Source organism: Sphingomonas sp. CV7422 (genome assembly GCF_027945725.1).
In the GTDB taxonomy this organism is placed as follows: Bacteria; Pseudomonadota; Alphaproteobacteria; order Sphingomonadales; family Sphingomonadaceae; genus Sphingomonas; species Sphingomonas kyungheensis.
Window position 1 is genome coordinate 1,976,701 of sequence record NZ_CP115900.1, and the last position, 25,550, is coordinate 2,002,250.

General features: G+C 70.8%; 25 protein-coding genes. 4 read left to right on the forward strand and 21 right to left on the reverse strand.

The annotated features are described in order from the left end of the window. Positions 1 to 110: 110 nt before the first annotated feature. The 4 genes from PBN85_RS09610 to recR form a co-directional block, all read right to left on the reverse strand. A complete protein-coding gene (locus PBN85_RS09610) occupies positions 111 to 341 on the reverse strand; it encodes a hypothetical protein (protein ID WP_037536385.1) in 231 nt (76 codons plus the stop codon). A gap of 11 nt (positions 342 to 352) precedes the next feature. Next, positions 353 to 1,798 (reverse strand): DNA recombination protein RmuC, encoded by a 1,446-nt coding sequence (gene rmuC / locus PBN85_RS09615; RefSeq protein ID WP_271298807.1) that lies wholly within the window; start codon positions 1,796 to 1,798, stop codon positions 353 to 355. A gap of 178 nt (positions 1,799 to 1,976) precedes the next feature. After that, complete coding sequence (gene def, locus PBN85_RS09620) at positions 1,977 to 2,495, reverse strand: peptide deformylase (protein WP_271298808.1); 519 nt, start codon at positions 2,493 to 2,495, stop codon at positions 1,977 to 1,979. A 68-nt stretch (positions 2,496 to 2,563) separates the two neighbouring features. Continuing rightward, positions 2,564 to 3,160 carry a recombination mediator RecR gene (recR, locus tag PBN85_RS09625; RefSeq protein ID WP_037536379.1) on the reverse strand — a complete coding sequence of 199 codons (597 nt, stop codon included), beginning with the start codon at positions 3,158 to 3,160 and terminating at the stop codon, positions 2,564 to 2,566. Between the two features lie 54 nt (positions 3,161 to 3,214). On the opposite strand from recR, the gene fmt reads away from it, so the two are divergent. Together fmt and truA are read left to right on the forward strand one after the other, a co-directional pair. Beyond that, complete coding sequence (gene fmt, locus PBN85_RS09630; protein WP_271298809.1) at positions 3,215 to 4,141, forward strand: methionyl-tRNA formyltransferase; 927 nt, start codon at positions 3,215 to 3,217, stop codon at positions 4,139 to 4,141. Beyond that, complete coding sequence (gene truA / locus PBN85_RS09635; RefSeq protein WP_271298810.1) at positions 4,138 to 4,875, forward strand: tRNA pseudouridine(38-40) synthase TruA; 738 nt, start codon at positions 4,138 to 4,140, stop codon at positions 4,873 to 4,875. Before fmt ends, truA begins: the two co-directional genes overlap by 4 nt. Positions 4,876 to 5,309: 434 nt before the next feature. On the opposite strand, the gene PBN85_RS09640 is transcribed toward truA, so the two are convergent. The 7 genes from PBN85_RS09640 to PBN85_RS09670 form a co-directional block, all read right to left on the reverse strand. Continuing rightward, the gene (locus PBN85_RS09640) at positions 5,310 to 6,494 is read right to left on the reverse strand and encodes a class I SAM-dependent RNA methyltransferase (protein WP_271298811.1); all 1,185 of its coding nucleotides are present in this window, start codon (positions 6,492 to 6,494) and stop codon (positions 5,310 to 5,312) included. Further along, positions 6,491 to 7,873, reverse strand: a complete 1,383-nt coding sequence (locus PBN85_RS09645; RefSeq protein ID WP_271298812.1) for an NAD(P)H-hydrate dehydratase — start codon at positions 7,871 to 7,873, stop codon at positions 6,491 to 6,493. The genes PBN85_RS09640 and PBN85_RS09645 overlap by 4 nt, the downstream gene beginning before the upstream one ends. Next, positions 7,870 to 8,265, reverse strand: a complete 396-nt coding sequence (locus PBN85_RS09650; RefSeq protein WP_037536370.1) for a hypothetical protein — start codon at positions 8,263 to 8,265, stop codon at positions 7,870 to 7,872. Before PBN85_RS09650 ends, PBN85_RS09645 begins: the two co-directional genes overlap by 4 nt. Beyond that, complete coding sequence (gene ilvD, locus PBN85_RS09655; protein ID WP_271298813.1) at positions 8,252 to 9,970, reverse strand: dihydroxy-acid dehydratase; 1,719 nt, start codon at positions 9,968 to 9,970, stop codon at positions 8,252 to 8,254. The genes PBN85_RS09650 and ilvD overlap by 14 nt, the downstream gene beginning before the upstream one ends. A 43-nt stretch (positions 9,971 to 10,013) precedes the next feature. Beyond that, the gene (locus PBN85_RS09660) at positions 10,014 to 10,928 is read right to left on the reverse strand and encodes a glycosidase (RefSeq protein ID WP_271298814.1); all 915 of its coding nucleotides are present in this window, start codon (positions 10,926 to 10,928) and stop codon (positions 10,014 to 10,016) included. Between the two features lie 6 nt (positions 10,929 to 10,934). Continuing rightward, a complete protein-coding gene (locus PBN85_RS09665) occupies positions 10,935 to 11,702 on the reverse strand; it encodes an SDR family NAD(P)-dependent oxidoreductase (RefSeq protein ID WP_271298815.1) in 768 nt (255 codons plus the stop codon). A gap of 180 nt (positions 11,703 to 11,882) precedes the next feature. After that, positions 11,883 to 12,233: a response regulator gene (locus PBN85_RS09670; protein ID WP_037536362.1), complete on the reverse strand. Its 351-nt coding sequence runs from the start codon at positions 12,231 to 12,233 to the stop codon at positions 11,883 to 11,885. A 138-nt stretch (positions 12,234 to 12,371) separates the two neighbouring features. On the opposite strand from PBN85_RS09670, the gene PBN85_RS09675 reads away from it, so the two are divergent. Continuing rightward, a complete protein-coding gene (locus PBN85_RS09675) occupies positions 12,372 to 12,797 on the forward strand; it encodes an MAPEG family protein (protein ID WP_037536495.1) in 426 nt (141 codons plus the stop codon). Next, a complete protein-coding gene (locus PBN85_RS09680; protein WP_271298816.1) occupies positions 12,797 to 12,982 on the forward strand; it encodes a hypothetical protein in 186 nt (61 codons plus the stop codon). The genes PBN85_RS09675 and PBN85_RS09680 overlap by 1 nt, the downstream gene beginning before the upstream one ends. A 3-nt stretch (positions 12,983 to 12,985) precedes the next feature. Here PBN85_RS09680 and PBN85_RS09685 read toward each other — a convergent pair whose 3' ends face one another. The 10 genes from PBN85_RS09685 to PBN85_RS09730 all read right to left on the reverse strand — a co-directional run bounded on the left by PBN85_RS09685 (position 12,986) and on the right by PBN85_RS09730 (position 25,364). After that, positions 12,986 to 14,872, reverse strand: a complete 1,887-nt coding sequence (locus PBN85_RS09685) for an XrtA/PEP-CTERM system amidotransferase (protein ID WP_271298817.1) — start codon at positions 14,870 to 14,872, stop codon at positions 12,986 to 12,988. Next, positions 14,872 to 16,371, reverse strand: a complete 1,500-nt coding sequence (xrtA, locus tag PBN85_RS09690; RefSeq protein ID WP_271298818.1) for an exosortase A — start codon at positions 16,369 to 16,371, stop codon at positions 14,872 to 14,874. Before xrtA ends, PBN85_RS09685 begins: the two co-directional genes overlap by 1 nt. Continuing rightward, complete coding sequence (locus tag PBN85_RS09695) at positions 16,368 to 17,513, reverse strand: TIGR03087 family PEP-CTERM/XrtA system glycosyltransferase (RefSeq protein ID WP_271298819.1); 1,146 nt, start codon at positions 17,511 to 17,513, stop codon at positions 16,368 to 16,370. The genes xrtA and PBN85_RS09695 overlap by 4 nt, the downstream gene beginning before the upstream one ends. After that, positions 17,513 to 18,532 (reverse strand): FemAB family XrtA/PEP-CTERM system-associated protein, encoded by a 1,020-nt coding sequence (locus tag PBN85_RS09700; RefSeq protein ID WP_271300874.1) that lies wholly within the window; start codon positions 18,530 to 18,532, stop codon positions 17,513 to 17,515. Before PBN85_RS09700 ends, PBN85_RS09695 begins: the two co-directional genes overlap by 1 nt. Positions 18,533 to 18,534: 2 nt before the next feature. Next, a complete protein-coding gene (locus PBN85_RS09705; RefSeq protein ID WP_037536348.1) occupies positions 18,535 to 19,389 on the reverse strand; it encodes an XrtA system polysaccharide deacetylase in 855 nt (284 codons plus the stop codon). Further along, positions 19,379 to 20,542: an ExeA family protein gene (locus tag PBN85_RS09710; protein ID WP_271298820.1), complete on the reverse strand. Its 1,164-nt coding sequence runs from the start codon at positions 20,540 to 20,542 to the stop codon at positions 19,379 to 19,381. The genes PBN85_RS09705 and PBN85_RS09710 overlap by 11 nt, the downstream gene beginning before the upstream one ends. Before the next feature lie 11 nt (positions 20,543 to 20,553). Further along, entirely contained in the window at positions 20,554 to 22,164 is a 1,611-nt protein-coding gene (locus tag PBN85_RS09715) for a hypothetical protein (RefSeq protein ID WP_271298821.1), read from the reverse strand. After that, complete coding sequence (locus tag PBN85_RS09720; protein WP_443026736.1) at positions 22,161 to 23,204, reverse strand: AAA family ATPase; 1,044 nt, start codon at positions 23,202 to 23,204, stop codon at positions 22,161 to 22,163. Before PBN85_RS09720 ends, PBN85_RS09715 begins: the two co-directional genes overlap by 4 nt. Further along, complete coding sequence (locus PBN85_RS09725; RefSeq protein WP_271298822.1) at positions 23,201 to 24,709, reverse strand: XrtA system polysaccharide chain length determinant; 1,509 nt, start codon at positions 24,707 to 24,709, stop codon at positions 23,201 to 23,203. The genes PBN85_RS09720 and PBN85_RS09725 overlap by 4 nt, the downstream gene beginning before the upstream one ends. Before the next feature lie 64 nt (positions 24,710 to 24,773). Continuing rightward, the gene (locus tag PBN85_RS09730) at positions 24,774 to 25,364 is read right to left on the reverse strand and encodes an XrtA/PEP-CTERM system exopolysaccharide export protein (protein ID WP_373276476.1); all 591 of its coding nucleotides are present in this window, start codon (positions 25,362 to 25,364) and stop codon (positions 24,774 to 24,776) included. Positions 25,365 to 25,550 lie beyond the last annotated feature (186 nt).

Here is a 25,550-nt window from a genome sequence, read left to right on the forward strand (position 1 = left end):
GCTTTGATACCTGCACCGGTGAGAAAGAGCCATTCGGCTATCACGATGGCCGCCGGTAGGACACCCGCCCTGTATTCGGCCGCCGCCAAATCAACGTCTTGCCGATCAGTCTAGCCACCGACCATGCCGGTGACGCGAATCGCGCCGCCGCGGTTGACGATCCGGCCGGAGACCATGCCGCTGATCCGCGCGGAGGCGCCCGCTTCGACATAGACGTCGCCGCCGACCATCCCGCTGATCCGCACGGTGCAGCCCGGCCGCACGATCACGTCACCCGCGACCATGCCGGACAACCGGCCGTCCTGATCCATGATGACATCGCCGTCGTACATGGCCTTCATCACCCGCTCCTCTATTCCGCCGCATCGGGGAGGCGCAGCGCTTCCTCGCCGTAGCGCGCCAGCGCCTCGACGGGTTCCGCGACGCCAATCTCCCGCGCGCCCGGCTCGATGTTGAGGTCGCGGAACTTGCGCGCCGAGACCAGCGCCCGGCTTTCGAAGCTCGAAACGAAATTGTTGTAGTTGTTGACCGCGGTCGTCAGGCCACCGCCGACCTTGCGGAGATCCTCGCCCGCCTTGGCAAGCCGGTCGTACAACTCCTTGCCGAGCGCGCCGATCGCCCGCGCCTCGGTCGCCAGTTTCTCCTGCCGCCAGACCGCCGCCACCGTCCGCGCGATCGCGATGAGATTGGTCGGCGTCGCCAGCAGCACCCTTTTGTCGAAGGCATAGTCCCACAGCCCCGCATCATGTTCGAGCGCGGCGGAGAGGAAATGCTCGCCGGGGACGAACATCACGACATATTCGGGCGTATCGTCGAACTGCGCCCAATAGGCCTTGGCGGACAGGCCATTGATATGCGCCCGCATCGATGCGGCATGCGCGGTCAGGCCGATGTGGCGCTCCCCCTCGTCGACCGCGCCGAACGCATCCTGATAGGCGTTGAGCGAGACCTTGGCATCGATGATCAGCGACTTGCCGCCGGGGACGCGGACGATGGCGTCGGGGCGCAACCGGCCGCCCTCGCCGTCGGCGACGCTGACCTCCATCGCGAAATCGGTATGTTCGGCAAGGCCGCAGGTCTCGAGCACGTTGCGCAGCTGCTGCTCGCCCCAGCGGCCGCGGGCCTTGGGGGCGTTGCGCAACGCATTGACCAGCTTGGCCGCCTCGCCCGACACGCGCTCCTGGCCGAGCCGCATCTGCTCGATCTGGCCCTTAAGATCGCCGAAGGCGTCGCGGCGCTCGGCCTCGACCTTGGCGACGCCCTCCTCGTAGCGGGCGAGGCGTTCGTTGACCGGCTGGAGCAGGGATTTGAGGTTGTTGCCGGCAAGTTCCTCGGACTGGCGGAAGCGCGCCTCGGCGCGGTCGAGGAACGCCTTCTGCGCATCGGTCAGCGCCTTGTTGGCGAGATCGTTGAACTGCGCCGCCATCTGCTCCTTGGCGTCACGCATGTCGACGAGCCGCGCCTCGAACGCCTCGATCTGCGCACGCGTGGTGGCCAGCCCGGTGCGGGCGGCATCGCGGTCGGCGCGCACCGCGGCGAGCTCGTCGCGCAGCGCATCGAGGGTCGCGGCGCGATCGTCCGCCTGCGCGCGCAGCGCGGCCAGTTCGCGCATCGCTTCGTTGCGCTCGCGCTCGACCGCGTCGCGGGTGCGGCTGACGAGATCGAGGTCCGCCGCCCGGCTCTGCGCCACCGCGAGATCGGCGGCGAGCGTCGCCGCCTTGCGGTTGGCGAGCAGCCAGCCGACCAGCAGGCCGGCGGCAAGCGCGAGGATCGCGATGATGAGCGTGGTCAAGTCCATGTCTCTCCCCGACGGTCACCTCCCGACGCGAACCCGGGCGGCGTGACCAACAAACAACAATACGGAAAGAACATAGATCGAACGTCGGGAGGAAGACAGAACTTTGTTGGCCGGAGCGCGCCGTGACGCGCCGACGATCGCCGCGGCGGGACGGCCCCGCCCCGTCCGGCCTCGTGCGTCAGCGGCGCATCTTCGCCAGCTTCTTCATCACCATGTCGCGCTTCAGCCGGCTGATATGATCGATGAACAACACGCCGTTGAGGTGGTCGATCTCATGCTGCATGCAGGTCGAGAGGAGGCCGGTGAGCTCTTCCTCATGGCTCTCCCCCTGCTCGTCGAGCCAGCGGACGCGGCAGCTCGCCGGACGCGCGACATCGGCATATTGTTCGGGGATCGACAGACAGCCCTCGTTATAGCTGCTCGTCTCGTCGCTCACCGACAGGATTTCCGGGTTGATATAGGCGTGTGGCGCCTTGATCGGCTTGTCGTCCGCGTCCTTCTCGTCCTGCAGATCGATGACCAGGATGCGGCTGTCGACACCGACCTGGATCGCGGCGAGGCCGATGCCGTTGGCGGCGTACATCGTATCGATCAGGTCCGCGACGAACGCGCGCGTGTCGGCGGTCACCGCCTCGACCGGCTTGGAGATCAGGCGCAGGCGCGGATCGGGTACTTCGACGATAGGGAGGACTGCCATGGCGTCGAGCTAGGTGGGCGGCGGGGGCACGTCAAGATTGGCGTGCGCGCGCGCTGTCGCGGCGCTGTTCAGGCCACCGGACGCCGCGCGCGCAGCGCCTGCGCCAGCGTGCCCTCGTCGAGATAGTCGAGCTCGCCGCCGACCGGCAGGCCGTGCGCGAGCTGGGTGACGCGGACCGGGAATTGCTCGATCCGGTCGGCGAGATAATGGGCGGTGGTCTGCCCCTCGAGCGTCGCGTTCATCGCCAGCACGACCTCGTCGATGCCGCCCGCGCCGATCCGGGCGACCAGCGCGTCGATCGCGAGATCCTCCGGCCGTACGCCTTCGAGCGCCGACAGCCGGCCGCCGAGCACATGGAAGCGGCCGGGAAACAGCCGCGAACGTTCGAGCGCCCAGAGATCGGCGACCTCCTCGACGACGCAGAGCGCGCGTGCGTCGCGGCGGGGATCGGCGCAGATCGCGCACGGATTGGCGGTATCGACGTTGCCGCAGGTCGCGCAGGTCTCCAGCCGCTCGTCCACCGCCTCCAGCGCGGCGCGCAACGGCCCGAGCGCCGCCTCGCGCTTCTTGAGCAGGTGGAGCACCGCGCGCCGCGCCGACCGCGGGCCGAGGCCGGGCAGCCGCGCCAGCGCCTGGGTGAGGGCTTCGATTTCGGGAGAGGCCATACAGAACAGATAGGGGGTTGCGCGGCCGCCCGCCAGCGCGTTGAAGACGGGGCCATGCGGATCATCTTCATGGGAACTCCCGGCTTCGCGGTGCCGACGCTCGACGCGCTGGTGGCGGCCGGGCACGACGTCGTCGCGGCCTACAGCCAGCCGCCGCGTCCCGGCGGGCGACGCGGGCGCGATACGGTCGCCTCGCCGGTCCAGCAGCGCGCCGAGGCGCTGGGGATTGCGGTGCGGCATCCGGTCAGCCTGCGCGACCCGGCCGAACAGGCGGCCTTCGCCGCGCTCGACGCCGATGTCGCGGTGGTCGCCGCTTATGGCCTCATCCTGCCCAAGCCGGTGCTGGCGGCGCCGCGCCACGGTTGCCTCAACGTGCACGGGTCGCTGTTGCCCCGCTGGCGTGGCGCGGCGCCGGTGCAGCGCGCGATCCTCGCCGGCGATGCCGAGACCGGGGTCGGCATCATGCAGATGGAAGCCGGGCTCGATACCGGGCCGGTGCGGCTGGAGGGGCGAGTCCCCGTCGACCACAAGACCGCCGGCGCGCTGACCGACGAGCTCGCCGCGCTGGGCGCGCGGCTGATGGTCACGGTGCTCGGCGACCTCGATGCCCATCCGCCGGTCGCGCAGCCCGCCGAGGGCGTCACCTATGCCGCCAAGATCGACAAGGCGGAGGCGCGGATCGACTTCACCCAGAGTGCCGTCGCGGTCGAACGGCTGATCCGCGCGATGCACCCGGCGCCCGGCGCCTGGTGCGAGATCGCCGGCGAGCGGGTCAAGCTGCTCGCCGCCGAGGTGCTGCCGTTCAGCTTCCCCGGTGGCGAAGGCACGACGGTCGATGCGGGCCTGACGATCGCCTGCGGCGACGGCGCGATCCGGCCGACGCTGGTGCAGCGTGCCGGACGCGCGGTGACGAGCACCGCAGAGCTGCTGCGCGGCTTCCCGGTGGCGAGCGGTACCACGGTGGGCGGCACCGCTGCGTGACGCGGTTCGCACTCACGGTCGAATATGACGGCCGCCCCTTCATGGGCTGGCAGCGACAGAAGCACGGGCCGAGCGTGCAGGCGGCGCTGGAGGCGGCGGTGACCGCGGTGACCGGCGAGAGCGCCGCGGTCCATGCCGCGGGGCGGACCGACGCCGGGGTGCACGGCCTCGGCATGCGCGCGCACGTCGACATCGCCAAGCCGATCGCGCCGTTCCGGCTGATGGAGGCGCTCAACGCGCGGCTGCGGCCGGCGCCGGTGGCGGTGCTCGCCTGTGAGGCGGTGGCGGACGATTGGCATGCGCGCTTCTCGTGCCTCGGCCGCGCCTATGAATATCGCATCGTCAACCGCCGGGCGCCGCTGACCTGGGAAACGGGACTGGCGTGGCAGGTGCCGCAGCCGCTCGACAGCGACGCCATGGCGGCGGCGGCGGCGCTGCTGGTCGGCCGGCACGATTTCACCACCTTCCGCTCGGCGCATTGCCAGGCGGACAGCCCGGTGCGGACGCTCGACATTCTGTCGGTGACGCGGATCGGCGAGCGGGTCGCGGTGCAGGCGGCGGCGCGCTCCTTCCTCCATCATCAGGTCCGTTCGATGGTCGGCTGTCTGGCGCTGGTCGGCATGGGGCGATGGTCGGTCGCCGACGTCGCGGACGCGCTCGCCGCGCGGGATCGCGCCCGGCTCGGGCTCAACGCTCCGCCGGATGGGCTCTTCTTCATGTCGGCGGTGTATTAAGGCGCGGCGATAGCGGTCGCCGAACGGCTCGCGAACGGCAGACCATCTCATCCCGTGAGGATCGAGACACCCGCCGCGACCACACCCTCTCCGCGCCTCCGCGCCTCCGCGTGAAATATTCTCGCGAAGACGCGAAGATGATGGGGATCGGGTGAGGCCGATCACGCCGTTACGATCGCGGTGTGTCGTTCTGATCTTGCAGTAGCGGAGTCACGCGGAGGCGCGGAGGCGCGGAGATTGTCGCTCCCGTAGAGCGGTCCGCCCGCCTGACTCGGCCCCGTCCGCTCTGCGTCCTCTGCGCCTCGGCGCGAACCATTTGATCAACGTGCCGGAAGCACAGTCTTCCGATCGATACGGACGACACTAAACGCAACCTCTTCGCATCTTCGTAAGATGACAAATCCCACGCCGCACAGCGGTCGTCCGCGCGGACGCTACCGCACGAAGCGAGCCGCCAGCTCGACGTGGGTGGACCAGCGGAACTGGCCGACCGGCTGGACCCAGTCGATCCGCCAGCCGCCGTCGACGAGCAGCCGCGCGTCGCGCGCGAAGCTCGACGGGTTGCAGGAGACGTAGCCGATCACCTTCGCCTGACAGGCGGCGAGCGCCTCGGCCTGGTCGCGGGCGCCGGCGCGGGGGGGATCGATGACGATCGCGTCGAACCGGTCGAGCTCGGCGACGGTGAGCGGGCGGCGATAGAGGTCGCGATGCTCGGTGAACACCGGCAACTGGGCGCGCCCCGCCGCCGCCTTCAGCGCCGCCAGCGCATCGCGCGCACCCTCCGCGGCATAGACGCGCGCCGGCAGCGCAAGCGAGAAGGTGCCCAGCCCGGCGAACAGATCGGCGATTGTGCCTGCGCCCTGCGTCGCCTCGCGCATCGCCGCGACGAGCGCGTCCTCGCCCTCCTGCGTCGCCTGGAGGAAGCTCGCCGGAGGCAGCGGCACGGGCTGCCCGCCGAGCGTGATCGTCACCGGCCGCGGCTCCCACCGCGTCTCCAGCCCATAGCCGCCGTCGATCGTGAAGCGCGCGACGCCGTGGCGTTCGCAAAAGGCGGTGATCGCCTCCGCCGCATCGAGCCCGTCGGCGGTGAGGTTGCTCACCATCACGTCGAGCCCCTGATCGGCGAGCGTCAGATGGACGTCACCGCGGCGGCGGAAGCCGAGCGACTGGAGCAGGCCGCGCAACGGCGCGACGATCGCGAACAGCGCCGGGGCGAGCACATGGCATTCGCGCAGGTCGACGATGGCGTGGCTCTTCTCGGCGGTGAAGCCGAGCAGGATGCGACCGCCCTTCGCCTCGGCGTGCAGCGTCGCGCGGCGGCGCGTGTCGGGCGGCGAGACGAGCGGCGCACGCAGATCGGCGGCGAGCTCCTGCCCGGCGAGCGCGCTCGCCACCCGGTCGGTGACGAAGGCGGCATAGGCCTCGTCGTCGAGATGCTGGAGCTGGCAGCCGCCGCATTCGGGGAAATGGCGGCACGGCGGCGTCTGGTGATGCGGGCCGTGGCTCAAGCTGCCGTCCGCGTGCAGCGAATCGCCGGGTGCGGCAAAGGCGGCGTGGCGGCCGTCGGCGGTGACGCCGTCGCCGCGGGCCGCGACGCGCAAGATGGTGTCGGAGGTCATGCCGTCGCTCTGGCCGCGGTCAGCGCATTTGCCAAGTCGTCGGCGAGGAAGCTGCGGCCAGCGATCGCCGCGGCGCGCGCGTGCAGCCAGACGCCCGCGTCGGCCGCCGCGAACGGATCGGCGTGCGGATGGGCGATCTGCGCGGCGATCGTCCCGGCGAGCACGTCGCCGCTTCCTGCGGTCGACAGCCAGGGATTGCCGTGCGGATGGACGCGGCAGCGGGCGGCGTCGGCGACGATCGTCGTCGCGCCCTTGAGCACGACGATCGCTCCCGCGGCTGCGGCGGCGGCACGGGCCTGATCGAGCAAAGAGCCGGCGGGCGTGCCGAACAGCGCCCGGAACTCGCCCGCGTGCGGCGTGAGCACGACCGGCGCGCGCCGCGCGCGCAGGCGCTCGGGATCGGTGAGGTGGAGCGCGTCCCCGTCGATCACCAATGGTCGGTCGCCGGCGAGCAACGCGGTCAGGCGGTCGCGCGCCTGTGCGTCGCGGCCCAAGCCCGGGCCGATCAGCACCGCGCCGATCCTCGATTCGGCGAGCGCCTCCGCATCGTAATCGCGGTGGACGATGGCGGCGGGCCCGCCCTGCCCCGCGTCACCGTAGAGCGCGACATAGCCGGCGCCGCTGCGCAAGCCGGCGATGCCGGCGAGCCGCGCCGCGCCCGCCATCGCGCCGGTGACGATCGCCACCATGCCGCGGGTATATTTGTGCGAGGTCGGGCCCGGCTCCGGCAGCTGCGGGGCGGACGCGACGGCAACAGTCTCATCGGCGAGAAGGTCGAGATCGATCCGCCGCACCGCGCCGCACGCCGCGGCGGCAGGGTGAAGGACGTGAGCCGGCTTGAGCGCGCCGAGCGCCAGCGTCAGCGTCGCGGGGTGCGCCTCGGCCCAGTCGGGCGCGCTGGCGGTATCGGCGTCGCTGCCGCTCGGCAGGTCGACGGCGAGGATCAGCCGGGCCGCGGCGGCAAGGCGGGCGAGCGTCGCGTCCTGCGCCGGATCTAGCGGCCGCGCGCCGGTGCCGAACAGGGCGTCGATCAGCAGAGCGGCGGGTGCGGCGGGCTCCAGCGGCTCGACCGGCCCGGCCCATCGCGCCCGCGCGGCCATCGCAGCCGCGGTGCGTGGCGGCGAGGAGGCGGCGACGCGGACGCGCTGCCCTTTGGCGGCGAGCAGGGTCGCCGCGACATAACCGTCGCCACCGTTATTGCCCGGTCCGCAGGCGACGAGGATGGCCTGCCCGGCGGCGAAGCGCAGCGCCGCGGCGGCGATCCCCTCGCCCGCGCGCTGCATCAGCGCCTCGACCGAACGGCCGGCGCGGATCGCACGCTCCTCGGCGGCGCGGGTCTGCGCGGCGGTGAGGATCGGCTGGCCGGCGCAGGCGATCATCGCGCCGGCTTGATCGTTGCGGGCAAGCGATAATGGTCGCCGCCGATCGCGACGTCGATCAGGCCGGACGCCGGAATGGTGACCCGCGCCGCCTCCGCGCCGTCGGCTGCGACGACACCGCGGCCATCGCGGGTGACGAGCAGGCGGTGGAAGCCGCCATCGGGATGACGGACGGTGAGCACCAGCCCGTCCGCGCTCGCCACCTGATCGACGGTGCAGACCGAGGCAAGCGCCGCGCCGCCGCGCGCGCACGGCACGGTGCCGGCGTCCGCCGCCGCAGCAGCCTGTTCCGATTCGACCGCGGCCAGCCGGTTGCCGTCCGTCGTCCGGTCCCCGCAGGCGGCGAGCAGCAGCAGAGCCGCCACCGCCGCGCCGCGGTCAGATATCCGCATAGACGTGCGTTTCGGCCTTGGCGCCGGGATGGGTGACGGCGCCCTGCCAGGCCGGGCCGACATTCTGCGCATAGCGCCACAATGCGCCCGACCCGTAATCGTTCACCCGCGGCGTCCAGGCGGCGCGGCGGGCGGCGAGCACGTCGTCGGCGACGAGCAGGTCGATCGTCCCCGCCTCGGCATCGATGCGGATCGGATCGCCGTCCTCGACCAGCGCGATCGGGCCACCGTCCGCCGCCTCGGGGCCGACGTGGCCGATGCAGAAGCCGCGCGTCCCGCCAGAGAAACGCCCGTCGGTGATCAGCGCGACCTTCTCGCCCATGCCGAGGCCGTAGAGCGCGGCGGTGGTCGAGAGCATCTCGCGCATGCCGGGGCCGCCCTTCGGCCCCTCGTAGCGGATGACGATCACCTCGCCCTCGGCGATCGAGCGCGCCTCGACCGCGGCGAAGGCGTCCTCCTCGCGGTCGAAGCAGCGCGCCGGTCCTTCGAACTGGAGGCGGTGCATGCCGGCGACCTTCACGATCGCGCCGTCCGGGGCGAGGCTGCCGCGCAGGCCGACGACCCCGCCGGTCGGGGTGATCGGCGTCCTGACGTCGTAGATCACCTTCTGGTCGGGATTCCACGTCACCTGGTCGATGTTCTCGGCGAGCGTCTTGCCGGTGACGGTCAGGCAGTCGCCGTCGAGCAGACCGCCGGCCAGCATCGTCTTCATCAGCATATAGACGCCGCCCGCCTCATACATGTCCTTGGCGACATAGCGTCCGCCGGGCTTGAGATCGGCGATATAGGGGGTCGACTTGAACGCTTCGGCGACGTCGAACAGGTCGAAGTCGATGCCCGCCTCATTCGCCATCGCCGGCAGGTGCAGCGCGGCATTGGTCGACCCGCCGGTGGCGGCGACGACGCGCGCGGCGTTGACGAAGGCGGCGCGCGTGCAGATGTCGCGCGGGCGCAACTGCCGCCCGACCAGTTCCATCACCTGCGCCCCGGCGGCGATCGCGATCTGCTCGCGGCTGCTATACGGTGCCGGCGTCATGTTGCTGTTGGGCAGGCTGAGCCCGATCGCCTCGCCGACGCAGGCCATGGTGTTGGCGGTGAACTGGCCGCCGCACGCGCCGTGGCCGGGACAGGCGACCTTTTCGAGCTCGTGCACCTCGGACAGCGGACAGGCGCCGGCGGCATATTTGCCGACCACCTCGAACACGTCGACGACGGTGACGTCGCGGTTCTGGAAGCGGCCGGGCAGGATCGACCCGCCGTAGACGAAGATTGACGGGATGTTGAGGCGGAGCATCGCCATCATCATGCCGGGCAGCGACTTGTCGCAGCCGGCGAAGCCGACCAGCGCATCATAGCAATGGCCGCGGACGCTGAGCTCGACCGAATCAGCGATGACCTCGCGGCTGACGAGGCTCGCCTTCATGCCCTGATGGCCCATGGCGATGCCGTCGGTGACGGTAATGGTGTTGAAGCGGCGCGGCAGGCCGCCCCCCTGCACCACGCCCGCCTGCGCCGCATCGGCCTGCGCATCGAGAGTCGTGTTGCACGGCGCCGAATTGTTGCCGGCGCTGGCGAGCGCGACGAACGGGCGGGCGATCTCCTCCTCACCGAGGCCCATCGCATAATAATAGCTGCGATGGGGCGCGCGTTCGGGACCGACGGAGACGTGGCGGCTGGGCAGGCGGGACTTGTCGAACTGGGTCATGGCGACGCCCTATGTCGCGAGAGGCCCCGCCAACGCAAGCTTGTTACGCGTAATATCGGATACGCGCGCGCCGCAGAATGCGATCCTCCAGCGAAAAGTAGAGCGAGATCATCCCGTCCTCGATCACGGTCGAGGCGGCGAAGGCGATATCGGTCTTGGCGCGATCCTCGGGCGGCGGCGGCACGACGACCGGTTCGAGTCCGCGGCCGGTGACGGTGGCGAAGTCGGGCGAGAAGCTGATCCAGCCGATCCGCCAGCGTGCATCGAGCGTGGCGCCATTGTAGAACATCACCGGATCGGCGCCGGGCAGCTGACACACCGGGCCGGTCGACAGGTGCCAATTGTCCCAGGATTCCGGGCGGATCGGAAACGGGTCGGCGAGCGACGTCCACGGATCGCCGAGATGCGCAGCCTGCGCGATGCCGATCCGCGACGCGCCGATGCCGCGTTCCTCGGCGGCGGCATATTCGTAGAACAGCCGCCAGTCGCCGGCGGGCGTCTGCGCGAACGTCGCCTCCTTGATATTGCCCTCGCCCTCCGGGGCCGCGAGCGCGACGCGGCGCTTGACCAACTGGTCGAGCGAGGGGCCGCTCGCGGCGATCAACACGCCCTGCGTCCGCTTCGCGTCGACACCGGTGTAATAGACGACATAGCCGCCATCCGCGTCGACGAGCACCGTCGGGTCCTCGCAGCCGCCGGCATCGGCCTCGTCGGCGTCCGCCCCCGGCGCGATCGCGAGCACGGGATCGAGCGTGAAGGCGAGACCGTCATCGCTCCAGCCGCTGGCGATCAGGCCGGTCGGGTCGGTCGGGCCGAGCGGATCGGGCACGCCGCGGACGAGCATGCGATAGCGGCCCTGCTCGCGCCAGACGAACGGGCTCATCAAATCCATGCCGTCGAGCGGCGAGCCGGCGGCGATGGTGACGGCGTCGAGCGCCTCGACCGCATAGGTCGGCATGGCCGCTCAGGCGCCCTGCGCGATGACGAGCGACAGGGCGCCGTCGATCGTCACGGTGGTGCCGGTGATATAATCGGCGGCGGGGGAGAGCAGGAAGGCGACGAGCGTCGCCACTTCGTCGGCGGTGCCGGCGCGGCCCCAGGGGATGTTCGCCTCCAGCTTGGCGCGATAGCCGACATCCTCGACCGCATGCTGGTTCATCGGCGTCAGGATCATCCCCGGCGCGACGCCGTTGACCGCGATCCGCGCCGGCGCCAGTTCGAGCGCCAGCGTCGCGGTCAGCTGCGCGAGGCCGCCCTTGGCCGAATCATAGTCGACGCCGCCGGGGCGCGGCGCGCGTTCGTGGATCGACGAGATGTTGACGATGCGGCCGCCCGCCTTCGCCGCCTCGGCCGCTCGGACGAAGCGGCGGCAGGTGAGGAACGGTCCGTACAGATCGGAACGCAGCACGCGATCGAACTGGTCGAGCTTCATGTCGACGAGCCGCGTGCCGCTCATGTTGAGACCGGCGGAGTTGACCAGCCAGCTGGCGGTGCCGAACCGGCGTTCCGTTTCGGCGAACAATGTTTCGACCGCCTCCTCGCTGGAAACGTCGCACTGGACGGCATGGGCCTGCGCCTCGCCGCCGGCGGCCTGCACCACCGCCGCGGCGGCGGCGGCATCGCGGAAATAGGTGAAGGCGACGCGCGCGCCGGCCCTGGCGAGCGCGGCGACGCAGGCCGCGCCGATTCCGGATTCACCGCCGGTCACCACCGCGATGGGCGTATCGGTCACGTCAGTCCCCCTCTCGACATATCATCAGCGGCTCAATGCGGGCGACGGGCGCATCGTTCCGGTGACAAATGCGTCATCCGACGGGTAGCCGCCGGGACAGGCGCGCGGGTCGGATCCCGTCCACGGACAGGATCAGGGCGAGGAGCGGACAATTGTTACCGGGGGCCGAGCCCCCTCGCCTCACAGCGCGTCGAGCGCCTTGGCGACACCGTCCATGGTGAAGGGCTTCTGCAGGACCGGTCGATCGCGGAACTGCGCGTCGACGCTGTCGTCGCTGCCGCCGGTCGCGAAGATGAAGGGGATGTCGCGCGCCGCGAGCGCTTCGGCGATCGGCGTGCTCTTCTCGCCGCCGCGCAGATTGACGTCGAGGATCGCCGCATCGATGCCGCCGTCCGCGACCCGCGACAGCGCGCCCGCGACCGTATCGACCGTCCCCGCCGAGGTCTTGTCGAGCACTTCGAGGAAGTCTTCGAGCATCATCGCGATCAAGGGTTCGTCCTCGACGATGAGGATCTGCGTAGGAGAAGCCATGATCGGCCCTTACCCGTGCCGGTCCCGCCTTGCCAACAGGTGATTTCGCCGGAGGGTCCCGCCGCGGGCCGGGCGGCGATGCTCGACAGCCGCCCGGCCCGCGCTAAGCTGCTCCCGATCAAGTCGGAAGGGGCGACGATGCATAGCGAAATCCTGCAACCCATGGTGGCGCTGATCGCCTGGACGTTGGTGATGCTGGTCTGGACGATCGCGACGCGGCTGCCGGCGATGCAGGCGGCCGGGATCGACATCACCCGCCTGATCGGCAGCAAGGCCGCCGACGCCGATCGCGCGCTGCCGCCGTCCGTCCAGTGGAAGGCGCATAATTACAACCACCTCACCGAGCAGCCGACGCTCTTCTATGCGGTGGCGACGGTGATCGCGATCAGCGGCACCGGCGATGGCGTCAACGCCCTGATCGCCTGGGCCTATGTCGCGCTGCGCGTGCTACATTCGCTGGTGCAAGCGACGGTCAACCGGGTATGGCCCCGCTTCATGCTGTTCCTCGCTTCGACGCTGGCGCTCGCCGCGCTCACCCTCCACGCCGCCATGGCGGTGTTCTGATGGCCAAGGGTGAGGTGTTCGAGCGGCATCGCCAGCCGTGGACGCAGGACGAGATTCAGAAGCTCCACCTGCTCGCCAAGAAGGGCATGGCGTTGAAGGCGATCGCCAAGGCGCTCAAGCGCAGCGAGGAATCGACCAAGGAGCGGGCGAAGGCGGACAGTCTGCCGATCGCCAAATTGCGCTAGGGATCAGCCGAACAGCCGCCGCGCGCTGCGCTCCAGCATCATCAGCTGCCACAAGGTCCGGCCATGATCGGCGCGGCCGCTGCGGTGATCGGCGGCGATCCGCGCGACCTCCGCCATGTCGAGCCAGCCGCTCTCGACGAGGATGCGCGAGCGCGCCAGCCCCTCCGCCTCGTCGGCGAGGGCGTTGCGGAACCAGGCGCTGATCGGCGTGACGAAGCCCATCTTGGGCCGGTAGAGGATGTCGCGCGGCAGATAGCGTTCCAGGCTGCGCTTCATCAGCCATTTGCCCTCGCCGCCATGCAGCCGCATCGCCACCGGCAGCGTCGCGCAGAATTCGACGAGCCGATGATCGAGCAACGGCTCGCGCGCTTCCAGCCCGACCGCCATGCTGGTCCGGTCGACCTTGGTGAGGATGTCGCCGGGCAGCCAGATCATCATGTCGGCATATTGCGCGCGGTCGAGCGCATCGCGCGCCGGGGCGGCGCGCATCGCGGCGATATAGCGGTCCTCCGCCCGGTGGCCGCCGAGCGCATGCCGCGCCGCCGGGCTGAGCAGCCGCGCCCGCTGTTCGGGCGTGGTGACGCCGACCGCGCGCGCATAGGCCTCGTCGCCATCCGCGGCGAGCGCGAGCAGGGTCGTCTTGGCGCGCAACGGCCGCGGGGCCCAGTCGGCCTTGGGATAGAGCCGGCCGAGCGTGCCGAAGCCGGCGCGACGCCAGCGGGCCGGCATCAGGCCGCGCACCCGCTCCTCCGCCGCCTGGAACCGGTAGCGACGATAGCCGGCGAGCATCTCGTCGGCGCCGTCGCCCGACAGCGCGACGGTGACACGGCTGCGCGCCAAGGCCGCGACCTGATAGGTCGCCAGCGCGCTCGCATCGGCGAACGGCTCGTCGAAATGGTGGACGAGCGTGTCGATCAGCGCGGCATCGTCCGGCCGGACGACCTGGGCATGATGATCGGTGGCGAAGCGGCGGGCGACGGCGGCGGCGTGATCGCGCTCGTCATGGCCCGCCTCGTCGAAGCCGATCGTGCAGGTGCGCACCGCCGCCTTGCTCGCCTCCGCCATCAGCGCGACCACCGCCGAACTGTCGACCCCGCCCGACAGGAAGGCGCCGAGCGGCACGTCGGCGACCATGCGGCTGCGCACGCCGTCACGCATATGGCCGAGCAACTGTTCGCCGAGCGCCTTGGCCGAACCGGTGGCGCGATCGGCGAAGCTGAGGCTCCACCAGCGGCGCGGGCGCGGCACGCCCTGCCAGCGCTGCACCTGGAGGAAATGCCCGGCCGGCAGCTTGCGCACGCCCGCGATCATGCAGGCATCGTCCGGAACATAGCCGAGCGCGAGGAAATCCTCGATCGCGGTGACGTCGGGGACGCGGCGGAGCAAGGGGTGGGCGAGCAGGCCCTTGAGTTCCGAGGCGAAGGCGAGGCTGCCGTCGGACAATTCGACGTAATGGAGCGGCTTCACCCCCATCCGGTCACGAGCGAGGAACAGCGTGCCGGTGTCGGCATCGTGCAATGCGAAGGCGAACATGCCGTTGAGCCGTTCGAGCAGCGACGGCCCCCAGACGCGCCAGCCGTGCAGCAGCACCTCGGTATCGCCCTCGGTGACGAACACCGCGCCGCGGCGGATCAGGTCGGCGCGCAGCTCGGCGAAATTGTAGATCTCCCCGTTATAGGTGACGGCGAGCGCGCCGGAGCGCATCGGCTGCGGCGACCCCTCGAGATCGATGATCGACAGGCGCCGGTGGCCGAGGCCGACGCCCGGCGCCGTCCAGACGCCCTCGCCGTCCGGACCGCGATGCGCCTGCGCCGCGATCATCGCGGCGACGCGCGACGGATCGACCGGTTTGGGCGTCTCGGGATGGAAGATGCCGGCGATGCCGCACATCAGCGTGCGCCTGCGATACGATCGGCAAGGTCGCCGATCGGGCCGAGCGCCGCCGCCAGCGCGGCGATATCAGCGCGCGCATCGCGGCCGGGCGTCACCTCGGCGGAGAGATGCACCGCCATCGCGCGCTGCGAACCGCCGAACAGCCGTGCCTTCATCGCCTCGATCTTCACCACGCGCTCATCCGACGTTACCGTTCCGCCAACGACGTACCATGTCGTGACGATCCGCTCCACCGGCCCGGCCGCGGTGATCCGCATCGACGCGCCACCGGCGATCGGCGCCGCGTCGGCCACGCGGACCCAGCGATCCTCCTCGCGCAGCACGCCGGTGCCGAAGGCGCCGATCTTATGCCCCTCCCCCTGCGACGCGAACACCGCGATCGCGACGTCGACCGCCGCACCCTGGCGGGCGTAGCGGCCGAACAGGCTATGGTCGGCACCGGGATAATAAGGCTGCCACGGAGCGGTGCGACTGAGTGGCGCGCGCCGCCAGCCGGCGAGCTGCGGCAGGTCGATCCGCGCCGGCAGCGGCGTCGCGCGGCGGGCGATCGTCACGCTCCACAGCGGCCCGGCCGCGGCCACCGCGACCGTCAGCAGCGCCGCGATCGGCAGGCCGATGCGGTGCCCGCGCACCGGCGGCAGCGTCGCCGGATCGAACGCCGGCGCATCGGGGGCGCGATCGAACCAGCGCCAGCCGATCGCCAGCACCGCCGCCATCACCAGCCCGAAGAACAGCCAGCCATAGACGATATGGTCGAACCCCGTCGCCGCCGCGACGCTGGTCAGATGCGCGGCATAGATGGTGGCGAAGGCGCGGATGCCGTTGGCGAGCACCGGCACGATCAGCGCCGCGAGCAGGAACCAGCCGCGCCGCTGCCACGACCGGAAGCATGTCGCGGCGACGAGCGTCGCGAAGGCAAACATGGCGATGACGAATTTGGCGCCCGAGCACGCTTCGGCCACCTCGAACCAGTAACGCCCGGCGTGGATCAGCACGCCGTTGGAACTGGCCGGCACGCCGAACAGATGCAGCAGCGGCATCACCATCCGCACCGTCACCGCCTGCAACGCGGGTTCCAATTCCTCGCCGAACGGCACCAGGAACAGCGCATAGCCGAGCGGAAAGGCGAGCCCGAGCGCGACCTGCGGCCCGAGCAGGGTCAGCACCGTGCCCTGCAGCATGACGACGAGGCCGAACTGGCGGGCGAAGCTGACCGATCCCGCCTCGCCCATCAGCCAGCCGACGCCGCCGAGGGCAACGAGGGCGAGCCCCGGCCACCAGGCGGTCGGCGCGAGCGCGCCAAGCTCCGCGCGGCGCTGCCAGACCAGCCAGGCGATCACCGGCCCGATGAACAGGCAGTGGCCGAAGGTCGTGCTCGTCCACCAGATCGTAACCAGCCGGGCGACGTCCTCCCGGAACAGCAGCAGGATCGCCGCCGCGGTCAGCGTCAGTGCGATCGCATGCCGGCGCCAGCGAAGGGCTCTGTCGGCCGTCACAGTCCGAGCAGCGCGTCGAGCGGGGCGAGCCGCGCGGTCCAGTCATAGCGTTCGATGACCCGCGCCCGCGCCGCGGCGCCCAGGGCTGTCGCCTGCGCCGGATCGTCGAGCAGCGCGGCGATCGCCGCGACCTGGGCGTCGGCATCGTCGGCGACGCGGAGGGTGCCGGCGTGATCGATCCCCTCGGCCGCGGCGGCGGTGGCGACGACCGGGCGCGCCATCGCCATCGCCTCCAGCACCTTGTTCTGGATGCCGCGAGCCAGACGCAACGGCGCGACGCAGACGGTGGCGGCGGCGAGCCACGGCCGCACGTCGGCGACCGCGCCGGTGACGATCACCGCCGGCGAGGCCAGCGCCTGCACCGCCGCGGTCGGCGCGCGACCGACGATCGCGAGACGCAACGTGGGGTATCGGCGGCGTAGCGCGGGGAGGACATCCTGCGCGAACCACCGCACCGCCTCGACGTTGGGGCGATAGTCCATCTGGCCGGTGAAGACGAGCAACGCGCCCTCGGCGGCGACATCCGTCACGGCAGCGGGGGCGAAGGCGGCGGCGTCGATGCCGTTCTCGACCGGGACGATCCGGCCCGTCGCGCCGCCCTCCCGGAACAGCGCCGCCTCCGCCGCGCTGACGAACAGGCTGGCGTCGACGCGAGCGGCGACCCTCCGCTCGAATGCGCCGAGCAGTCGGGCTTCGCGCCGCATCATCCAGCGCATCGGCGGGCTACCCTGTTCGGCGAACCCTGCGAACTTCGCCGAATCGACGTCGACGAAATCCATCACCGCCGGCACCCCCGCCGGCAGATATTGCGCCATCTGCCCCGAAAAGCAGTAGACCGCATCCGCGCGCCGTGCCGCCACCGCCCGCCGCATCCCGGCCGAGGCGAAGGCGGTGAGCGACACCGGCAGCCCCTTGGCGAGCGCGGCCAGCGCCGCGACCGCCTGTGATCGGGTGCGCGGGATCAGCGTCACGCTGGCGAGCCCGGCGAGTTCGGGCGGCGCCACCTCCCCCGCGCCTTCGCTGAAGGCGACGAGGTGGACGCGCGCGCGCGCGGCGAGATGGCGGAGGATGTGGTAGCTGCGGATGCGGTCGCCGCGGTCGGGCGGAAACGGCACGCGATGCGCCAGGAACAGCAGCTCCATCAGCCGAGGCCGCGCGAAATCCACGGCCCCAGCCGGTTGGCGACCGGCAGCGGCAGCCGCTGCCACGTCTTCACCATCAGCGCATATTTGGGATTGAGCGGATTGACCTCGCGCGCCGCCCCTTCGCTGCGCCGGGCGTAGAGGCGCGGCACGCCGGAGAAGCCCCAATTCTTCTTGAACGCCGCGGCCCCGGTGCCCGTCTTCGATCGCCCGAAGTCGAAGCGGGTGCAGCCGCGCGCGCGGGCGTGGCTCATCAGCGCGAAATACATGCGGTCGTTGGCGCGCAGGCAGCGCGCCGCGGTGGTGCCGCCGCCCCAATAGGGAAAGACGGTGCCGGCGAAATAGAGGCTGAGCACGCTCGCCACCGCACGCGCGCCGCTGCGCACGGTGAGGATGTCCGCATCCATCTCGTCCAGCACCGCGCGGAACAGCCTGGCCGGGAACACCGGCGTGCCGAGGTTGCGCACCGACTCGCCATAGACGCGGTAATGGTCGGCGAGCAGCGCGGCGCCGCCCGCCTCCACGTTCAGGTCGTTGCCGAGCGCGCGCCGCACCTCGGCCCGCTGCTTGCGCGGCACGGCGAGCAGTTCGGCCTCGTCGTCGGCGGCGAGATCGCGGGCGAAACCGAGATAGGAGGTGTCGTCGGTCTGCCAGCCGTCCGGCGCCGGACCGCCGCGCAGCTCGACTCCGGGGCAGCCGAGACGCTGCGCCAATGTCCAGGCCGTTGCAGCGAGCGCTTCGACGCCCTCCCCCAATATCCCGCCGTCGACGCCGAAACCGGTCGACACCAGTGCCTTGCCGAACAGCGGCGAGCGCATCGCGGTGAGCGGCAGCACGCCGGCGATCGCCCCGCCCCGCTCCGCGACGAGATAATGCGCGCGCTGACCGCAGCCGCGCGCGACGCTGCGGCTCCACGCCGGCAGATGGAACGGGGTCGCCTGCGGCTGCGCCCGGACGAACGCGTCGATCGCGTCGCTGTCGCGGCTGTCGGCGAGATCGGCCTCGCGCACCGTCGGCACGGTCACGACAGCCGTGCCGCCTCTGCCGCGACGACCGCATCGACCCGGCCCCAGTCATGGCGTCCGATCAGCCCGCGCAACTTGCCCGCCATCGCGCCGAGCCGCGAATAATGGCGCACCTTCGATCGCAGCGGAGCGCCGGCGACGCGCGGCTGCGCCGGATCGACCTCCCACGGATGGAAATAGAAGATGCCGGCATGGCCTTCGCCATTGACCTGCCGCACCGCATAATCGGTCAGCGCGGCCGGCAGCAGCCGGAAGAAGCCGCCGCCGGTCGCCAGATGCCGCCCGCCGATCCGCGCCACCGTCACCGGCAGTTCGATCAGCGGCGCATCGGACAGCGGCCGGAAGGCGAAGCGCGGCGCGTCGCGCCAGCCATAATGATCGTGCGCGACGGGGGCGACGCTCGACGAATAGGCATAGCCCGCCTCGGCAAGTACGTTGAACGCCCACAGGTTGCGCGTGTCGATCGAGAAGCTCGGCGCGCGATAGCCGGTCACCGGCTGGCCGGAGGCATCCTCCAGCGCGGTGCGCGCGCGGGCGAGGTCGGCGCGGAAGGTCGCGGCGTCCATCGTGAAGACGCGCTGGTGATCCCAGCCGTGGCTGGCGATCTCATGCCCGGCCTCGGCGATGCGCCGGATCAGCGCCGGGTGACGCGCCGCCACCCAGCCGAGCGTGAAGAAGGTCGCCCTGACGCCGCTCTCCGCGAACAGGTCGAGCACCGCGCCGGTATTGTCGGCGACGCGGCTCGGCAGCCTATCCCAGTCGGCCTTGTCGATCACCCGCTCGAACGCGCCGACCTGGAACCATTCCTCGACGTCGACCGACAGGCCGTTGCGGACGGCGCTACGCGGCATGGTCCCACGCCGCCGGAGCACGGATCGGAACGTGATCCTCGCGGATCTCGGCCGCGCCCGCCGCCATCACCGAGGCGGCGGCGGCGGTCTCCTGCCGGTCCGCCTCGACCCAGTCGACGAGCAGCGTCAGCACCCGCCGCAAGGCGCCTTCCTGCTGCGCGACGCGTGCCTCCAGCGCGGCGAGCCGGGCGGCGACCGCAGCGGGCAGCTCGGGCGCGGCACCGGCTTCGGCCGCATCGGGGGCGGCGCGCGGGACGAAGCGGCGGACCGAGCTTTCGGCGGGCGCCGGCGCGGGCGCCTTCGCCGGTGCCGCCGCCGCCGTGTCAGCCGCGAGCATCGGCAGGTCGTCGTGGAGATCGCCGACCACCTGCCGCACGATCGCCCCGTCGATCACGTCGAGGTCCTCGACCGCGGCGTGGAGCATGACGCGTCCGGCGAGCTGATTGAGCCGCCGCGGCACGCCGCCCGATCCTTCGTACAGCGCGGCGAAGGCGTCGGCGGCGAAATCGGGGCGGCCCTGCCAGCCGACCACCGACAGGCGATGCGCGATGTAATCGGCGACCTCGTCCGCCGCCATCGGTTCGAGATGGTGGATGGCGATGATCCGCTGGCGCAATTGCTCGAGCCGGTCGGAGCCGTGCAGCCGTTCGCGGAACTCGGGCTGGCCGAGCAGCAGGATCTGCAGCAGCGCATGACCGCCCGCCTGGAAGTTGGAGAGCATGCGCAGCTCTTCGAGCGAATCGACCGGCAGCGCCTGCGCCTCGTCGACGATCAGCAGCGTTCGCTGTCCCGATCGCGCCACCGAATGCAGCCCGCGCTCGATCGCGGTGAGCAGTTGCGCCTTGGCGAGGCCATGCGGATCGACGCCGAGCCCGGTCGCGACGATCCGCAGCAGATCGTCCGCCGGCACCGCGGTCGAGACGATGGTGATGACGTTGAGCGCCTGCGGATCGACCTGGCCGGTGAGATGGCCGACCAGCGTGGTCTTGCCCGCGCCGATATCACCGGTGACGACGATGAAGCCTTCGCCCTGCGCGAGGCCATAGCCGAGATAGGCCATCGCCTTGCGGTGCGTGGCGGTTTCGAACCAGAAGCGCGCATCGGGCGTCAGCTGGAACGGCCGCCCCGATAATCCGAAATGCGCGTCGTACATAGACCAGGCCCTTAGAACGAGTAGCGCGCGGCAATCAGTGCCTGCGCCGACCAGACGGTATCTACGTCTCCGGTATCAAAGGCGTAAATGCCGGCGCTGGCCGTGGTGGTGACGCGCCCGAAGCTGCGCCCGTAACTCCCCGTCGCGCCGTAGGACCAGATCCCCGGCGTGCGGGCGATACCCGATTCATAGTAATTGACGAACAGGTTGGCGGCGAGTGTCGACAGCGCGGTGAGCGTACGGTTGTAGAACAATTGCGCATAGGCGCTCTGGTCTTCGACGCCGTACAGCGTCACGCCCGGAACGTCGTCGCGGTCGAACAGCTTGCGATTGGCATAGCCGATGCCGCCGCCATAGGCCGAACGTCCGCGGGTAATCGACACGACGCCGTCCACGCCGCGCGCGCGATAGCTGGCGGTGGCGATCGACTGGAAGACGTCGTTGAGGCAGCCGCCCGGCGTCGATCCGCTCGTCGCGAAGACGCAGCCGTTATATTGCTGGGTAAAGGCATCGCGCGCCGACAGGAAGCTCGTCGGCAGGTTGGCGAGCCCGGTGCGCAGCTGCCGGCCGAAGGTGGTGACCGTGTCATAGACGTCGGCGGCGACCGCGACCCGTTCGGAGGCCTGATAGGTGGCAAGCCCGGTCACGCTCAGCGAACCGTAGCGCTTGCCGACATGCGCCTCTGCGGAAAGGCGACGATTGGGACGCCAGACGACGCCGGCATCGTAATAAACGCCGTCGGTACGATAGGCGATCTGGCGCGGCGCGGCGGAATCGGTGACGTAGCGGCCGTTGCCGTCGACCACCGCGGCGCCCGTCGCATCGACCAGCGCGGCCCGGTTGCTCGTCTCGACCCGCTCATAGCCGACCCCGCCGGTCAGCGCGACATAGGGCGACACCGGGGCGAGCACGTCGCCGCGCACGCGCCAGCTCTGGTAGCGGCCGTCGAGCTGGACGGCGTCCTCCCGCTCCCAGCCGGCGCTGGCGCTCAGACCGACCGGCGCGACCTGCCCCGGCCGCACGCTCGCGCCGATCGCCGCGACCTGCCCGAACGAATCGTCGTAATAATCGAGCCGCGACTGGCCGGCGGGCAAGGCGACGTAGCTCGGCGTGTCGACCTTGGTGTATCCGGCCTGATAGCTGGCGGCGAGCGACACCGGCCCTGCCTGCGTGACGTAGTTCGGGCCGCCGAAGACGGCATAGACCTGGCTGATATTGTCGCCGTTGCCGACGATCACCCCCGGCGCCGCACCGCGGATGTCGCTGCGCGCGCGCGTCGCGATGCCGCCCGCCTCGAAGCTCAGCCCGCGCGCGACCTTTGCCGAGACGCGGGCGAGGCCGGTGTGGATGTCGTCATCGCCGACCCGGTCGTCCCACGAGATGCGGCGTTCGTAGCGATAGGAGATCTGCCCCTTGACCCGCGCGGTGCTCGCCGCGGCATCGATGCCGGCGGCGAGGCTCGAATAGGTCAGCACGTCGCCGGAGTTGAGGTCGGCGTCGAGGATCTGGCCGACCTCGACATAGGGCGTCGCGACGACGCGGCCGCGCTGCACCTGCGCCCCCGCCTGTCCGCCGGCGACCAGAGCCGCCAGCGCCGTCGCCATCCCCAGCGTGCGGATCACGGACGATCCTGCCCGTAATAGGTGCCGTAGCGATGGCCGCCGGGGACGAAGGATACGGCGTTGAGCACCAGCGCGATCTCGTCACAGCCGTCGAGCCGCTGCACCGCCTCGCGCAATTCGCTTTCCGGCGTGCGGTCGGCGCGCACCACCAGCACGACCTGCCCGACCAGCATCGCCAGCACCGCCGCCGGCGACGCGGCGAGCGCGGGCGGCGAATCGAAGATGAGGATGCGGCGCGGATTGGCGGCGAGCAGGCGCGCCAGCACCTCGCGCGTCCGGGCGGAGGCGAGCAATTCGGTATCGCTCGCGGTCTTGGTGCCGGCCGGCAGGATCGACAGGCCGCCGACATCGGTGCGGATCACCAGGCTCTCGACGTCGATCTCGCCATCGGCGAGCGCGTCGAGCAGCCCCGGCTGTTCGGCGAGGCCGAGCTGCGCGAGCACGTCGGGCTTGGCGAAGTCGGCGTCGATCAGCAGCACCTCCGTATCGCGTTCCGCCGCCATCGACAGCGCGAGATTGACCGCGCAGAAGGTCTTGCCGTCGCCCGGCCGCGCCGAGCAGATCAGCGCGGTGCGCGCCCGGTCGCGCGACGACAGCGCGTCCGCTTCGGCGGCATCGTCGCGACCGGCGCGGGCGATGCGTTCGCGGGTGATCAGCAACTGCCGCTTGATCAGCCGGAATTCCTCCGCAAGCGGGCCGACCGGTGCACCCGGCACGATCATCCCCGCCTCGGCGAGCATGCCGCGATCGATCGCGGCGATGTCGGTCAGCTCGGGCGCGTCGTAGAAGCTGTCGGGCAGTTCCTGGCCGACCGGCGCGCGCAGTTCGGGCGGGATCGCGAGCAGCGTCGGATCCGCCAAGTCGGCCTGCTGCCAGGCGTCGACCGGCGGCGGCGGTGCCACCGCTTCGAGCGCGGGCAGATCGATCGGCGGCGGCCGGCGACGCAGATGCGCATTGAAGTCGTAGACTCGGGCGGCGCGCTCGAGCATCGATTCGGCGCGTGGCGATCCGCTCATCGTCCCGTCCCGTTGCACCGTCATGCCGCCATCCCCCGCTGCAACACCTCGACGCCGAGCAGCAGCACATAGGCCGCGACCAACCCGGCCGTGCCGCCGAGGAACAGCTTGAGCCGCTTGCCGCGCTGCTCGGACTGGCTGCGCGTCACCACCTCGCCGATCGCGCCGATCACCGGCATGCCGGTGGCGCGTTCGAGCCGCGGTCCGGTCGCGAAGGTGGCGCGAAGCTGACCCAGAGCGAAGGCCGCGCCGATGCCGCCGGCGATGCCGACGATCAGCACGCCGGTTAGCAGCAGCATGCGGTTGGGCGCGGTCGGCGCGCGCGGCATCGTCGGCGGATCGATCACCTGGAATTTGACATTGTCGGTCTGCGTCTGCGCCTGGCCACGCAGCGCGATCTGCTGCCGCTGGGTGAGCAATTGATCGTATTGATCCTTGAGCACCTGATAATCACGGTCGATCTGGCCCTGCTCCGCCGCCACTTCGGGATCGCCCGACAATTTGGCGTTGAGCTGGTCGAGGTCGCTCTGCAACTGGGCCTTGCGCATCTTGAGCGCGGCGGCGGCGCTCTGCTTGTCGGCGAGCATCGATTGCAACGACAGATAGAGCGGATTGGGCGTGCCCCCGCCGGCGCCGGCCGGTTCGCCGCGCGCCGCCGCCTGTGCCGCGACGAGCTGACGCTTGAGCGCGATCACGTCGGGATGCTGATCGGTATAGCCCCGCGCGCGTGCATCGGCGAGCTGGCCCTGGATGGCGGCAAGCGCGGCACGCGCCGGACCGGCGGCGACGCCGCCGGCATTCGGGATGGTCGCCGGCGTCCCCGCCATCTGGCCCTGCACCGCGGCAAGGCTCGACTGGGCGGCGGCGAGGTCGCTGTCGACCTGCGCCATCTGGCTGCGCGACGCGCCGATCCGGTCGCCGACCGAGCCGGTGCCCGGCAAGGCGCCGAGGTAGCGCGTCTGGAAATCGGCGCGCTTGGCATCGGCATCGGCGAGCTGCTTCTGGAGCTGGTCGAGCTGCTTGTTGAGGAAGTCGAGGCTCTGCGTCGTCTGGCTGCGGTCGCGGCCGAGATTCTGTTCGACGAAGATGTCGATCAGCTTCTGGGTGATCGCCTGCGCCAGCTTGGGGCTGGCGGCGGTGGTGGTGATCTGGAACAAATTGTCCTGCTGGCTCTCGACCTTGATCGCATTGGCGAGGCCGGCGACGCGGTCGGCGACGTCACGGTCGCTCGACACGGTCTGCGCCAGGTCGGTGCCGCGCACCACCTTTTCGAGATTGACCGCGCTGATCAGCGTCTGGCGGATGGTGTCGACATCCTTCTGCTGCGCCTGCGCGGGTGCGTCGATCGACGCGGGCAGGATCGACTGCATCTGGACGAAGACGCGCGCGCGCGATTCGTAGCGGCTCGGCATCTGGCTGACGACGAACCAGCCGGCGACGCAGATGCCCCAGGCCACCGCCAGCGCGAGCCAGCGGCGCGTCCAGATCGCGTGCAGTGCCAGCCGCACCTCGTCGTAGAGGCCGTTCACCGCGCGCGTCCGGCGAACGCCGGCGCGTGGTCGCGCGCGGCGTGCGTAAGGAGGATGCCGGCCATCAGAACATCGACTCGGGGATGATGATCACGTCGCCGGGTTGCAGGCCGACGTTGGCGCTCGAATCGCCCTTCTTGAGCAGGTCGGCGATCTGGAGCTTGTATTCGTGCTGCTCGCCGGTCTTGCGATCGTGGCGGACCAGCTTGGCCTTGTTGCCGGCGGCATATTGGTTGAGCCCGCCGACCGCGATCATCGCGTCGAGCAGCGTCATGTTCGCGCGATAGGGAATGGACGCGGGCTTCTCGGTCGCGCCGATGATCCGCACCTGCTGGCTGTAGGTCCCCGAGAAATTCTCGACGATCACCGAGACGATCGGGTCCTTTACATATTGGCCGAGCGCCTGCTTCATGTCGGCGGCGAGCACCGAGGGGGTCTTGCCGACCGCGGGCATGTCGTTGACCAGCGGCGTGGTGATGCGGCCGTCGGGGCGGACCTGCACCTTCGCCGACAGTTCGGGGTTGCGCCAGACGAAGACGTTGAGCTGGTCGAGCGGGCCGATGACATATTCCTCGCCCGGCTGCTCCTTGCTCGCGACGTAACTGGCCGGCGGCAGCGCCGGGCCGCTCGCATCGGTGGCGCAGGCGGCGAGCATCGGCGCGAGGCCGCCAAGCGCGAGCAGGATACGGACGGGACCACCGGAACGCATAATCATCTCCTGACCCCCCGGGGACGCCGGGCCGCATCCACAGGCGGGGTTACGTCTGCGCGTCATGGGGCGGGAGAGGTGAAGATAGCGTTAGGAACGCTAGACCAACGATTACAGCACAATCGGCACGCC